Source organism: Terrabacter sp. Ter38, assembly GCF_024519435.1.
GTDB lineage: Bacteria > Actinomycetota > Actinomycetes > Actinomycetales > Dermatophilaceae > Terrabacter.
Map to the genome: position 1 here is coordinate 62566 of NZ_JALJRZ010000009.1, position 13379 is coordinate 75944.

At 71.5% G+C, this 13379-nt stretch carries 12 protein-coding genes; 8 read left to right on the forward strand and 4 right to left on the reverse strand.

Going from position 1 to position 13379, the window contains the following annotated elements; translation table 11 throughout:
- Positions 1 to 14 precede the first annotated feature (14 nt).
- The 3 genes from NR112_RS17235 to NR112_RS17245 are packed head-to-tail and all read right to left on the reverse strand — an operon-like array spanning position 15 to position 2438.
- Positions 15 to 413, reverse strand: coding sequence for a DUF3054 domain-containing protein (locus NR112_RS17235; protein ID WP_256795529.1), 399 nt, complete (start codon positions 411 to 413; stop codon positions 15 to 17).
- Positions 410 to 1399: a ribose-phosphate pyrophosphokinase gene (locus tag NR112_RS17240; RefSeq protein WP_256795530.1), complete on the reverse strand. Its 990-nt coding sequence runs from the start codon at positions 1397 to 1399 to the stop codon at positions 410 to 412. Before NR112_RS17240 ends, NR112_RS17235 begins: the two co-directional genes overlap by 4 nt.
- 40 nt (positions 1400 to 1439) lie before the next feature.
- Positions 1440 to 2438, reverse strand: a complete 999-nt coding sequence (locus NR112_RS17245; protein WP_256795531.1) for an alpha/beta hydrolase — start codon at positions 2436 to 2438, stop codon at positions 1440 to 1442.
- A gap of 105 nt (positions 2439 to 2543) precedes the next feature.
- Between NR112_RS17245 and NR112_RS17250 the strand changes: the two genes are divergently transcribed.
- The 5 genes from NR112_RS17250 to prcA all read left to right on the forward strand — a co-directional run bounded on the left by NR112_RS17250 (position 2544) and on the right by prcA (position 8770).
- Entirely contained in the window at positions 2544 to 5192 is a 2649-nt protein-coding gene (locus NR112_RS17250) for a lysylphosphatidylglycerol synthase domain-containing protein (protein WP_256795532.1), read from the forward strand.
- 79 nt (positions 5193 to 5271) lie between these two features.
- Positions 5272 to 6792, forward strand: a complete 1521-nt coding sequence (gene dop, locus NR112_RS17255) for a depupylase/deamidase Dop (protein WP_306217361.1) — start codon at positions 5272 to 5274, stop codon at positions 6790 to 6792.
- Positions 6793 to 6924: 132 nt separating this feature from the next.
- Positions 6925 to 7131: a ubiquitin-like protein Pup gene (locus NR112_RS17260; RefSeq protein ID WP_056756869.1), complete on the forward strand. Its 207-nt coding sequence runs from the start codon at positions 6925 to 6927 to the stop codon at positions 7129 to 7131.
- Positions 7128 to 7961 carry a proteasome subunit beta gene (gene prcB, locus NR112_RS17265; protein ID WP_256795533.1) on the forward strand — a complete coding sequence of 278 codons (834 nt, stop codon included), beginning with the start codon at positions 7128 to 7130 and terminating at the stop codon, positions 7959 to 7961. The genes NR112_RS17260 and prcB overlap by 4 nt, the downstream gene beginning before the upstream one ends.
- Positions 7958 to 8770 carry a proteasome subunit alpha gene (gene prcA / locus NR112_RS17270; protein ID WP_256795534.1) on the forward strand — a complete coding sequence of 271 codons (813 nt, stop codon included), beginning with the start codon at positions 7958 to 7960 and terminating at the stop codon, positions 8768 to 8770. The genes prcB and prcA overlap by 4 nt, the downstream gene beginning before the upstream one ends.
- A 112-nt stretch (positions 8771 to 8882) precedes the next feature.
- Here the strand turns inward: prcA and NR112_RS17275 are convergent, their stop codons facing one another.
- Positions 8883 to 10106: a hypothetical protein gene (locus NR112_RS17275; RefSeq protein ID WP_256795535.1), complete on the reverse strand. Its 1224-nt coding sequence runs from the start codon at positions 10104 to 10106 to the stop codon at positions 8883 to 8885.
- Positions 10107 to 10404: 298 nt separating this feature from the next.
- Between NR112_RS17275 and pafA the strand changes: the two genes are divergently transcribed.
- The 3 genes from pafA (at position 10405) to NR112_RS17290 (ending at position 13367) form a co-directional block, all read left to right on the forward strand.
- Positions 10405 to 11796 carry a Pup--protein ligase gene (gene pafA / locus NR112_RS17280; RefSeq protein ID WP_256795536.1) on the forward strand — a complete coding sequence of 464 codons (1392 nt, stop codon included), beginning with the start codon at positions 10405 to 10407 and terminating at the stop codon, positions 11794 to 11796.
- A gap of 133 nt (positions 11797 to 11929) precedes the next feature.
- A complete protein-coding gene (locus NR112_RS17285; RefSeq protein ID WP_256795537.1) occupies positions 11930 to 12925 on the forward strand; it encodes an FKBP-type peptidyl-prolyl cis-trans isomerase in 996 nt (331 codons plus the stop codon).
- Between the two features lie 55 nt (positions 12926 to 12980).
- Complete coding sequence (locus NR112_RS17290; protein ID WP_256795538.1) at positions 12981 to 13367, forward strand: FKBP-type peptidyl-prolyl cis-trans isomerase; 387 nt, start codon at positions 12981 to 12983, stop codon at positions 13365 to 13367.
- Positions 13368 to 13379 lie beyond the last annotated feature (12 nt).

Sequence of the window (13379 nt, forward strand, 5' to 3'; positions counted from 1 at the left end):
CGGTGGGGGGCTCGCTAGCTGCGCTCGTGCGGCGCGCGGGCCCGGCGGACTGCGTACGCCCCGACGGCGCGCCAGCCCAGCAGGAAGAGCGCCAGCACGACCGAGGCGACCACGACGAAGCTGAGGGCCGTGCCCGACCCGACCGCGTGCCGCAGCAGCATGCCGACGAGGACGGTCGCGAACCAGACGGTCACGCCGGGCGCGACGTCGAGCGGCCAGGACCGGCGCACGACCCGCACGACGAGCCAGCCGATTCCGGTCCCGACGAGGAAGGGCCAGGCCGTCGACAGGACACCGAGCACCGGGCTCGACTCGTCGTGGCTCGCCCGACCGACAGCGGCGAAGACGAGCACGAGCGCGACGTCGAGCAGCAGCGCGACCGCGGGGCGGCGCCACCAGGCAGGTCGGCTCATGAGGGCGTGTCGAAGGGGAGCCTGGCCTGCGGCGGCGCGTGGGTGGGGTCGACGCCCTCGAAGAGCGAGCTCACCGAGCGGCCGTGGTGGATCCGGCTGATCGCCTCGGCGAAGAGGGCCGACACGGACCGCACCTTGAGCTCGGGCCAGCCGTCCGGAGCCGGGACGGTGTCGGTCGTGACGACCTCGGTGACGAAGGGATGGTCGCGCAGCCGCTCGACGGCCTTGCCGGCAAAGAGGCCGTGGGTGCAGACGATCGCGGCCTCGGTCGCGCCGGCGTCCTTGAGGCGGTCCATCAGCTCGAGCATCGAGCCGCCCGTCGCGATCTCGTCGTCGAGGATGATCGCGCGGCGACCCGAGACGTCGCCGACGATGGAGTCGATGACCACGCGGTCGTCGGCCACCCGCTGCTTCGAGCCCGCCGCGACGGGCAGCCCGAGCAGGCGGGCGAACTGGGTCGCGACCTTGGCGTTGCCGAGGTCGGGGCTGACGACGATCGAGCCGCCCAGGTCGTTGTCGCGGAAGTGGTCCGCGAGCACCCCGATCGCCGTCAGGTGGTCGACGGGCGTCGAGAAGAAGCCGTGAACCTGGGGAGCATGGAGGGCCATGGTGAGGACCCGGTGGCAGCCGGCCGTCGAGATCATGTCGGCCACGAGCCGTCCGCCGAGGGAGATGCGCGAGGCGTCCTTCTTGTCGGAGCGGGCGTAGGCGTAGTGCGGCATGACCGCCGTGATCTGAGCCGCCGAGGCGCCGCGCGCCGCGTCGATCATGAGGAGCAGCTCCATGAGGTGCTCCTGCGTCGGCGGCACGAGCGGCTGGACGATGTAGACGTCGCGCTGGCGGCAGTTGGCGAGCAGCTGTGCCTGCAGGCAGTCGTTGCTGAACCGCTTGATGTCGACGGGGGACCGGGTCACCCCGAGATGGGAGCAGATCCGGTCGGCCAGGGCGGGGTGCGCCGAGCCGCTGAACACGACGACATCGTTCACTTCGAGACCATCCCTCACGAGACTCGCGTGCGTTCGCAGACTATCCGACCGTTCCCGGTCGCGCGTGCCGGGCGACCCACCGGGCGAGCTCCGCGCGAGCGGCACCGCCGACCCGGGTGGCCCCGGGAAAGCTCATGAAGCCGTGCGGTACGCGAGGGTAGTTGGTGTGCTGAACCTCGACGCCGGCCGCTCGGAGGGCCTCGGCATAGGCCGTCCCCTCGTCGCGGAGCGGGTCGAGGTCGGCCGTCTGGACGAGCGTCGCGGGCAGTCCCCTGAGGTCCTCCGCGTGCAGCGGTGACACGAGAGGGTCGAGCGGGTCGAGGGCGGCGTCACCGTCACCGAGGTAGTGCGCGAGGAACGCGTCCATGTCGCTGCGCGTGAGGATCGGCGCAGCCGAGTGCTGGGTCACCGACGGTGAGCTCATCGTCGCGTCGACGGCCGGGTAGACGAGGGCCTCGTAGGCCACGTCGGCCCCACCCTCGGAACGGAGCACCTGGGCGGCCACGGCCGCGAGGTTGCCGCCGGCCGAGTCACCGGCGAGACCGAGACCGGTGTGCCGGATGCCGTCACCGGCCGCATCGGAGGCGGCCCAACGGGCGGCATCGATGCAGTCGTGGGCCGCCTGGGGCGCGCGGTGCTCCGGGGCGAGACGGTAGTCGACGTTGAGCACGGTCACTCGGGCCCGGTCGGCGATCCAGGCGCAGATCGGGTCGTATCCCCGCGTGTTGCCGAGCACCCAGCCGCCTCCGTGGAACCACAGCATCGCGGGAAGGGCTTCATCTGCGGCGTCCCGCGGACGGTAGGTGCGGACGTCGACGGAGTGGCCATCCCGCGCGGCGAAGCTCGTCCCTGCGATCTCGACCCCGGCGGGTACGGGACCCGTGACCCACGTGAAGGGCAGGCGCGCAGGCGCGAACCATGCTCTGCTGCGGGCGATCTCGTCCCCGCTGAGCATCCGGGACCCGTCGCGCGTGCGGCTCAGCACGCGGGCGAGCAGCTTGGTGCGCAGAGGCATGTCCCACGAGTCGGTGACCGTCACGGCGCCAGTCTCGCACCGCTCGCTGATGGTCGGCGCGCCGGGCGCCCTGACGCCCGCCCGGCGACGCTGCGGCCATTCGGGCCGCACCTCAGGCAGGATTGGCCCATGCCCGGCGACTCGGAGAGGACGCAGCCCCCCACGGACGGGGCCGTCTCCCGACCCACCGAGGCCTCGGACGACACCACGGGGGAGACCATGCGCCGGACGGCGGAGCACGAGCAGGACCAGGCCGAGGAGCGTGAGGAGCACGCAGACGCGACGGTGGGGGATCCGGTCTCCGAGGCCGGAGATGACGCCGGAGATGACGCCGACGCCGGAGCCGGAGCCGACGCCGCAGCCGACGCCAGAGACGACGCCGGCGCCGGCGCCGCGACCGGTGACGGCGGCCTGCCCGGGGTCGAGGTCATCGAGCCGCCCATCCCCGAACGGGTGCGCCGCCCCGTCGACGGCGTGCGCCTGGCCGCGGCCGTCGTGTTCCTCGTGCTCGGTCTCGTCGCGGCCGACATCGCCTCAGGCACGCGCGGTGCGGTCGAGCAGGACCTCACCGATGCGACGAGCGGGCTGCCCCGGCTGCTGCTCACGCTCCTCGGTTGGATGAGCGGCATCGGCGTCCTGCTCCTGCCGATCGGCGTGGGCGCGGACCTGCTCGTGCGCCGTCGTCCCATGCAGCTCATCCAGGCGCTCGGTGCCGCTGTCGTCGGCGGCGTCCTCGTCATCGTGCTCGCCGTCCTCGTCCAGTCGGGCAACGGCGGTTTCCTCACCGACGTGCTGACCCGGCCCACGGCCACGGGCCGCACCGGTCCGCTCGACATCGTCATCGTCTCGATGGTCGCGCTGCTCACCGTCGCCGACATCTCCGGCCGCAAGTGGATCTCGCCGATCGCGACGGTCGTCGTCATCGCGACGCTCGTCACGACCCTGCTCTCGGGGGCCATGACCCTCGCGGCCCTCGTCAGCTCGCTCCTGCTCGGATGGATCGTCGGCCTCGCCTTCCGCCTCGCCTTCGGCGTGACCTCCACCCGCCCACCGGGGGTGGACGTGGCCGCGGTGCTCGTCTCGGGCGGTGTGCCGCTGACCCGCCTCGAGCTCTTCGACGCCAACGATGCCGGGGACCGCCGCTACATCGGGACCACCCACGACGGAACGCTCGACGTGCACGTCATCGACCGCGACACCTTCGGGCTCGCCTCGGGTCGCCGCCTGCTGCGCGTGCTGCGGCTGCGGAGCGGCTTCACCAGACCGCCTGCACTGACGCTGCGCTCCGAGATCGAGCACCGGACCCTGATGGGTCTCGCGTTGCACGACGCCGGCATCCGCGCCCCCCGGCCGGTCGCGGTGTCCGAGGTCGGTCCGTTCTCTGCGGTCATCGCCTACGACGAGCCGCAGGGCGTCCCGCTCACCGAGGTCGACGGTGACCTCGACGACGCTCGTCTCGCTGCGATCTGGCGGCTCGCAGCCACCTTGCACCGACGTCGCATCGTGCACCGCCAGCTCGGACCGTCGGCGATCCTCGTCGACGACCACGGACGGGTCGCCCTGTCCCGGCTCGGCAGCGGGGACGTCGCGGCCGACGACATCAGCCTGCGCATCGACCTCGCTCAGCTGCTCACGACGGTGGCCCTGGCCGTCGGCCCCGAGCGGACCGTGGACTCGGCCGTGGCAGCCCTCGGCGAGGACGCCGTCCTGCGGGCCGTTCCCGTGCTCCAGCCGGTCGCCCTGAGTCCCGACGCGCGTGTGGCGCTCAAGCAGTCCAAGTCGGTCATGGGGGAGCTGCGCGAGCGGCTCGTCGCCCTGCGCCCCAAGGCCGAGGCCGTCGAGCCCGTCCAGCTGCGTCGCATCACGGCGCGCGGCGTCGTCACCCTGCTCGGTGGGGGCATCGCCGGCTACCTGCTCCTGACGCAGCTCGCGCAGGTCGACCTCGGCCAGGTGGTCAGCACGGCCGACTGGCGCTGGGCCGCCCTGGTGGCGCTCTTCGCGGCCGCCACCTTCGCGGGCGCCTCCATCGCGCTCGCAGGCGCCGTCCAGATCCACCTGAGGTTCATCCGGACCTACATGACGCAGCTCGCCGTGGCCTTCAGCGGCCTCGTGGCCCCGGCTGCTGTCGGCAACATCGCGCTCAACACCCGCTACCTGCAGACCTCCGGCCTCTCCCCGACGATCGCCGGCGCCAGCGTCGGCGTCGCCCAAGTCGCCCAGTTCTGCTCGTACTTCGTCCTGCTCGTCATCTCCGGTGTCCTGGCCGGCACTGGACCGGCCGTCTCGTTCAGCCCCTCACCGGTCCTCGTCGCGGCCATCCTCGTCGTCGTCATCCTCGCCCTCGGGCTGCTGGCCCTGCCGAAGGTGCGCGCGCTGCTCACCGACCGCGTGCTCCCACAGGTCAAGTCCGCCGTCCCGCAGGTCCTCGCGGTCCTCCAGCACCCGGTCAAGCTCGCGCAGCTGCTCGGCGGCGCTCTCGTGCTCGACATGTCGTTCGTCGCCGCGCTCGTGTGCGCCACGAGGGCCTTCGGTGACGACGCTCCGGTCGCAGCCATCGCCGTCGTCTACTTCGCCGGCGCCATCGTCGGCTCGGCGGTCCCGACGCCCGGTGGCCTGGGTGGCATCGAGGCCGCGATGTCCTTCGGGCTCATCTCCATCGGCGTCGACAGCGGCACCGCCGTCTCGTCCGTCCTGCTCTACCGGCTCGCGACATACTGGCTGCCGATCCCGTTCGGGTGGTTCTCGCTCAACCGGCTGCAGAAGGTCGGGGCCATCTAGCCGCGGCCGGACGGCATACGCCCTCGGTCCGGAGGAGTCCGGACGCGGCGTGCGCGGTCGGGACGGTTATCGTCGGGCCATGACGGTGCGGCGGATCATGGGGCTCGAGACCGAGTACGGCATCTCCGTGCCCGGCGACCCGATGGCCAACCCGATGTTCCTGTCGGGCCAGGTCATCAGCGTGTACGCAGCCGCGCAGGGGATCCGGTCCAACCAGTCGAGCTGGGACTACGCCTTCGAGGACCCGCTGCGCGACGCGCGCGGCTGGCAGCTCGACCGGCAGACCGCCGACCCGAGCCAGCTGACCGACGTCGAGGACCCGACGCTCGCCAACGTCGTGCTGACCAACGGCGCCCGCTACTACGTCGACCACGCCCACCCCGAGTACAGCTCTCCCGAGGTCACCCTGCCGCGCGACGCCGTGACCTGGGACCGGGCGGGCGACGCGATCGCGCTCGAGTCGGTGCGCCTGCTCGCCGCCCGTCCCGGGCAGCCACCGGTCAACCTCTACAAGAACAACGCCGACGGCAAGGGCCAGTCCTACGGCACGCACGAGAACTACCTCATGCCGCGGCGCACCCCCTTCCCCGAGATCGTGCGACACCTCATCCCGTTCTTCGTCACGCGTCAGGTCGTCTGCGGTGCCGGCCGGGTCGGGATCGGCGTCGACAGCAGGGGAGCGGGCTACCAGATCTCCCAGCGTGCAGACTTCTTCGAGACCGAGGTCGGCCTCGAGACGACCCTCAAGCGCCCGATCATCAACACCCGCGACGAGCCGCACGCCGTGGCCGACCGCTACCGGCGCCTCCACGTGATCATCGGCGACGCGAACCACCTCGACGTCGCGACCCTCCTCAAGACCGGCACGACCTCGCTCGTGCTCGGGATGATCGAGGACGGCCATCTCACCGAGGACTGGTCGGTGCGCCGACCGGTCGCCGCTCTCCAGACCGTCTCACACGACCCGGCGCTCACCGCCACCGTCGAGCTCGTCGACGGACGCAGGGTGACGGCGCTCGACCTCCAGTGGATGTACCTCGAGGCCGCGCGCGCCTGGCTCGACCGGCGTGGCGACGACCCCGAGGCGGAGGCGACCGCCGAGGTCATGGGCCTGTGGGAGGAGGTCCTCACCGGTCTGGGGCGCGACGTCATGTCGTGTGCAGCCCTGCTCGACTGGGTCGCCAAGCTGCAGCTGCTCGAGGGCTATCGGGCCCGTGACGGCCTGGCCTGGGACGACCACCGCCTCGCGGCCATCGACATCCAGTGGGCTGACGTCCGCCCCGAGAAGGGACTCGTCCACCGCCTGCGCGACCGCGGGCTGCTCCGCGACCTCGTGACGCCCGAGGAGGTCAAGGCGGCCCAGACGACGCCGCCGGAGGACACGCGCGCGTGGTTCCGCGGCGAGTGCGTTCGCCGCTTCACCGGCCAGGTCTTCTCGGCCAGCTGGGACTCGGTCGTCTTCGACGTACCGGGTCGGGCCAGCCTCCAGCGGGTCCCCATCCTCGAGCCGGAGCGGGGCACCCGGGCCCAGGTCGGCACGCTGCTCGAGCAGAGCGCCGACGTGGGCGAGCTGCTCCGCGGCCTGGCCACGCCCGACTAGGACGGTTCCCGGGCACCGCCGTGAGCAGCGCCGGGGGAGAGGCGCGTCCACCGTCGGTGGCGGGTGCTCGGACCACGGGGCGCGCACGGGTTAGGGTCGGGGGACGAGGTCGTCCACGTCTGGGAGGTAGCCATGCCGGGTCAGGAGCACGTCAAGCCGCAGCGTCGTGACGAGGAGCCGCCGGAGACACCGGAGGCACCTCCGACGGCGCCCGCCGGCGCTGCCGTCAAGGAGGGCCTGTCCGACGACATCGACAGCGTCCTCGACGAGATCGACGGTGTCCTCGAGTCGAACGCCGAGGAGTTCGTCCGCGGTTTCGTCCAGAAGGGCGGCCAGTGACCCAGTGGTCCACGGGGCGGCCTCGGCGCCTGGACGACGCGTTCCTCAGCGCGGGGTCATCGTCCTTCAGCGAGTTCGTCTCCGCCTACCGTCCTGAGCTGCTCCCTTCGGGTCGACGCCTGCCCTCCGGGGCGAGCATCGAGGCGCCGCACGGGACGACCATCGTCTCGCTGCTCTTCGACGGGGGTGTCGTCATGGCCGGCGACCGTCGCGCCACCATGGGCAACGTCATCGCCAACCGGGACATGGAGAAGGTCTTCGCCGCCGACGACTACAGCGTGGTCGGGATCGCCGGCACGGCCGGGATCGCGATCGAGCTCGTCCGGCTCTACCAGGTCGAGCTCGAGCACTACGAGAAGATCGAGGGCGCCATCATGTCGCTCGAGGGCAAGGCCAACCGCCTCGCCTCGATGATCCGGGGCAACCTCTCCCTCGCCATGCAGGGCCTCACCGTCGTCCCGACGTATGCCGGCTTCGACCTCGAGTCGGCCACCGGACGGATCTACTCCTACGACGTCACGGGTGGCTGCTACATCGAGGGTGGCCACCACTCGACCGGGTCGGGCTCCGTCTTCGCCCGCGGCGCCCTCAAGAAGCTGTGGCGGCCGGGTCTCGAGGAGCAGCAGGCCGTGTCGGTCGCCATCGAGGCGCTCTACGACGCGGCCGACGACGACTCCGCCACCGGCGGCCCCGACCTCGGCCGCCAGATCTGGCCGACCGTCGCCGTCGTCGACCACTCCGGCGCCCGGTTCGTGCCGGCCGACGTCCTCGAGGGGCACGTGCAGCGTGTCGTGGCATCCCGTCGCGACAACCCGGGAGGTGCCCGATGAGCATGCCGTTCTACGTCCCGCCCGAGCAGGTCATGAAGGACCGGGCCGACTTCGCGCGCAAGGGGATCGCGCGTGGACGTTCGGTCATCGTCGTCGGCTACGACCGCGGCATCGCCTTCGTCGCCGAGAACCCGTCGCGGGCCCTGCACAAGGTGTCCGAGATCTACGACCGCATCGCCTTCGCCGCGGTCGGTCGCTACAACGAGTTCGAGAGCCTGCGGGTCGCCGGCATCCGGTATGCCGACCTGCGCGGCTACTCCTACGACCGCACCGACGTCACGGCGCGGGCCCTCGCCAACACGTACGCCCAGACGCTCGGCGCGGTGTTCACCCAGGAGTCCAAGCCGTTCGAGATCGAGATCGTCGTGGCCGAGGTCGGGGTCGACAGCGACGCCGACCAGATCTTCCGGCTCACCTACGACGGGTCGGTCGCCGACGAGCAGGGCTTCGTGGCCATGGGTGGTGCCAGCGACGCCGCCGAGGAGCGTCTCGGTACCGGGTGGCGGCCGGGCATGACCCTCGCCGAGGTCCTGCGACTGGCCGTCGACGTGCTCGGCGCCGGCGAGAACGGCGAGCGCCGCGCCCTCGACGAGGGCCAGCTCGAGGTGGCGGTGCTCGACCGCGACCGTCCCCGCCGCTCGTTCCGGCGCATCGTCGGTCCGTTGCTGACGAGGCTGCTGGGGGAGACGCCCGCACCCGCCGATGCATCTGCGGGCGCGGGTGGGACGGAGCCCGCTGCAGGCGACGGCGGTCCGGCGAGCTCAGGCGGTTCCGTGGACGGTCCCGGATCCCCGACACCACCGGGCTGACGACCAGGCACCGACTCGTGGTGCACAGACGAAGGCCGCCCACCGAGATGGTGGGCGGCCTTCGTGTCGCGCGGTGTGCCGTGACCCCGGCTCCGGGGCCGAGGCGGGTGCGTCAGCGGCGCGTGGCGCCGACCCGGCCGCTCGAGGCGTTGCGCTGGTAGTACGACGACTGGTCCGAGCCGTACGCCGGGTTCTCGCCCTCTGCGTCGTGCTGCTCGTCGTCGCCCTGCTCGGCGTCGGACTCGGCGGCGGGCTGAGCGTCCTCGTCGGCCTGCTCGGCCTGCTCGGCCTCGGAGGAGAGGACCTGGGGGGAGGCCTGTTCGCTCTCGTCGTCGGCGTCGGATGCCTGCTGGACGGCCGGGACCGGCTGCTGGACGTCGGCCACCTGGGGCGGCTGCGCCGGTTTGTCGGGGGCACCGAGCGTGTCCATGAGGGCACCGCCACCGAGGGTGGCGAGCATCTGACGGACGTTGCCGAGCTGGGCGGTGATGCTGTCGCGCTGGGCCGTGGCCGCGGCGAGCTCGCGGTCGGACTCCTCGCGCAGGCGCGAAGCGTGGTCGCGCGCCTCGGACACGATCTGGTCGGACTGGGCCTGGGCGTTCTCGAGCAGGCGCTCGGCCCTGGCCCGCATCTCGTGCGCGTCGTGCTCGGCACGCTCGGTCAGCTGACGCAGGCGGGACTCGCTCTCGTTGAACGCGGCCTCCTGCTGCTGGCGACGGGCCTCGAACTCGGCGTCGGCCGACTCGCGGCGCGCGGCGAGCTTGACCTCGAGCTCGGCCGAGGCGGTGGAGGCCTTGAGGCGGTGCGACTCGTACTCCGCCGCGGCCTCCTGGCGCTGGGCCGCCGTGACGCTCTGGGCCTCGGCCACGATGGCCTGGGCCTCGCGGTTGGCCTGCGCGATGATGCGGACTGCTTCCTCGTCGGCGCGGGCGCGGGCCTGCTCGGCGTAGGTCGCGGTCGTCGCCTTGAGCTCGGCCGCGGCGCGGTGGGCGCGCTCGCGGATCTCGTCGGCCTCGCCGTTGGCCCGAGTGCGCATCTCACCGGCCTCCTGGTCGGCGAGCGACAGGATCTGGGCGATGCGCTCACCGAGGTCGGCGAACGTCTGTGCCGCTGCAGGTGTGCTGTTCTTCTTGAGGTCGGCCATGACCCGCGACTGCTGCCCCAGCTGTCCCCGGAGGTCGGTGAGGGCCGCGTTGAGCTTGGTCAGCTCGACGCTCCTCTCGGCGGCGTCCTTCTTGGCCGCCTGCAGGGTGCGGTTCTGCGACTCGATGAAGGAGTCAACCTCTTCGGGCTCATAGCCGCGGCGGGAGAACTTGAAGTGCGGTCTGTCGATCATTTCCGTCCAATGCAGGGGATCGTGGAGGGGTTCGGCAAGAGGGGACAGCGGCCATTGTGACAGCCACACCAGACTGACTATCACAGACGTCGACCTGTGGGACACCGTGCCGGAGCGATCGTCGCGACACCGAGACGCAGACCCGAGCCGCAACCCTCGGCCACCGTCGGGGAGGGCCGGTCGGGTGCCCGAGCACCTCCTTCGGCGCGGCTGCTCGCGGCCCTGGTGGACGCGAGCAGCCGCGCCGACGAGTGGTCGTGGCCTGACGGCCGCGGGACCCGCCGCCTAGAGTTGGTTCATGGAGCGGCGGATCTTCGGGATCGAGAACGAGTACGGCGTCACCTGCACGACGCAGGGCCAACGTCGCCTGACTCCGGACGAGGTCGCCCGCTACCTCTTCCGCCGCGTCGTCGCCTGGGGCCGGTCGAGCAACGTCTTCCTCGGCAACGGCGCCCGGCTCTACCTCGACGTGGGGTCCCATCCGGAGTACGCCACGGCCGAGTGCGACTCCGTGCGCGAGCTCGTCATCCAGGACAAGGCGGGAGAGCGCATCCTCGAGGGTCTCGTCGAGGACGCCCAAGGCAGGCTGCGTGACGACGGCGTCGAGGGCGAGATCTTCGTCTTCAAGAACAACACCGACTCCGCCGGCAACTCCTACGGCTGCCACGAGAACTACCTCTACGGGCGCTCCGGGGACTTCCAGCGCGTCTCCGACATGTTCATCCCGTTCCTCATCAGCCGCCAGATCATCTGCGGTGCGGGCAAGGTCGTGGCCACCGCCCATGGCGCGAGCTTCGCGGTGAGCCAGCGCGCCGACCACATCTGGGAGGGCGTGTCGTCGGCGACGACCCGCAGCCGGCCCATCATCAACACCCGCGACGAGCCGCACGCCGACGCCGAGAAGTACCGCCGGCTGCACGTCATCGTCGGCGACTCCAACATGTCCGAGACGACCAACCTGCTCAAGGTGGGCAGCGCCGACCTCGTGCTGCGGATGATCGAGTCGGGCGTCGTCATGCGCGACCTCTCCATGGAGAATCCCATCCGCGCGATCCGGACGATGAGCCACGACCCGACGGGGCGGGCCACCGTGCGGCTCGCCAACGGCCGAGAGCTGTCCTCCCTCGACATGCAGCGCGAGTACCTCGACAAGGCCATCGAGTTCGTCGACCGCGAGGGGATGGACAGCCCTGACACGAAGCAGGTCATCGACCTGTGGGGCCGGGCCCTCGATGCCATCAGGTCGGGTGACCTCGGCGCGATCGACACCGAGATCGACTGGGTCATCAAGTACCGCCTCATCGAGCGCTACCGCGCGAAGCACGGGCTCGCGCTCACCGACGCCAGGATCCAGCAGATCGACCTCGCCTACCACGACATCAACCGCCGGCGCGGCCTGTTCTACCTGCTCCAGCGCCACGGGCGGACGGCCCGCGTCTCCTCCGACGTCGAGATCTTCGAGGCGAAGGTGCGCCCGCCGCAGACGACCCGGGCCAAGCTGCGCGGCGACTTCATCCGCGCCGCGCAGGCCCACGGCCGGGACTTCACGGTCGACTGGGTGCACCTCAAGCTCAACGACCAGGCGCAGCGCACCGTGCTGTGCAAGGACCCGTTCCGCTCGGCGGACGAGCGGGTCGAGCGCCTCATGGAGACCATCGACCGGTCTCCCACGATCCAGCGCCCGCTCTGACCACGGGTGGCGGCCGGACCTCTGCGGACCTGTCAGTGCGCTGTGAAGCGCGCACAAGGGTGAGCGTTACAGTGGCCGGGATTTGCCCTGCGGGACCTCCACGCCCGCCCGCCCCGACCGAAAGTCTTCACCTGTGCGTCCCAACCGTCCGGCCGCTCGCACGGCCGTTGCCCTGATCGCTGCCCTCGGCCTGACCACCCTCGCCGCGTGCGGGGCCAGCTCGTCCGGCTCCTCCGGTTCTGCCACGACGACCGTCGCGGCCTCGGCTGCCCTCAAGGGTGTCACCGCCACCGGCGCCGTCGACCTCAAGACGGCCCCCAAGGTCGCCCTCGGTGCGACGCCGATCAGCTCCAAGGCCGTCGAGCACAAGGTGCTGACCCCGGGCACCGGCAAGGCTGCGACCAAGGCCGACACCGTGCGCCTGCGGGCCCAGATCTACAACGGGACGAGCGGCAAGCTCCTCGACGACGGCTATGCCGCCGGTCGCTCCGCGGAGGCCTACCGCCTCGGCCGCACCGACATCGTCGCCGGCTTCACCGAGGGCCTCGTCGGTGCCACCAAGGGCGGCCGCATCGCCTTCACGATCCCGCCCGAGAAGGGCTTCGGCACCGCCGGCAACGACCAGCTCGGCGTCAAGGGCACCGACACCATCGTCGTCGTCGCCGACATCCAGGACGTCCACACGCCTCTGACCCAGGTCGACGGGGCCCAGACCGCGGCACCCGCCGGGCTGCCCACCGTCGAGTTCAAGAACGGCCCGACCAAGGAGCCGACCGTCACGGTGCCCAAGACGGCGGCCCCGACGACGACGCAGCAGGCCACGCTCGTCCAGGGCACCGGCGCGACGGTCCAGAAGGGCCAGACCATCAGCGCCCAGTACCACGGCGTCCTCTGGAAGGACGGCAGCGTCTTCGACTCCTCGTGGCAGCGGGGCGCGGCCGCGGACTTCCCGATCGGCGTCGGCGGCGTCATCCCCGGTTGGGACAAGACGCTCGTGGGCAAGAAGGTGGGTAGCCGCGTGCTCCTCGTCATCCCGCCGGCGGACGGCTACGGCAAGGCCGGCAGCGCGCCCAAGATCTCCGGCACCGACACGCTCGTCTTCGTCGTCGACATCCTCGACGCGTACTGACCGCGGCACCCACCGCACCACCGACCGAGTTCACGAACGAAAGGGAACACGCAGCATGGCACTCGACCCCAACCGCACGAAGCCCGAGATCGACTTCCCGGAGGGTGACGCGCCCGTCGACCTCGTCGTCGAGGACCTCATCGAGGGTGACGGCCGTGAGGCGAAGGCCGGTGACACGGTCAGCGCCCACTACGTCGGCGTCGCGCACTCGACGGGCGAGGAGTTCGACTCGTCCTGGAACCGCGGCAGCGCCCTCGACTTCCGTCTCGGCGTCGGCATGGTCATCCCCGGCTGGGACAAGGGCATCGAGGGCATGAAGGTGGGCGGTCGGCGCAAGCTGACGATCCCGGCCCAGCTCGCCTACGGCGAGCGGGGCGCGGGCGCTGCCATCAAGCCCGGTGAGGCCTTGATCTTCGTCGTCGACCTCGACGACGTGAAGTAGCTCTGGCTCGCT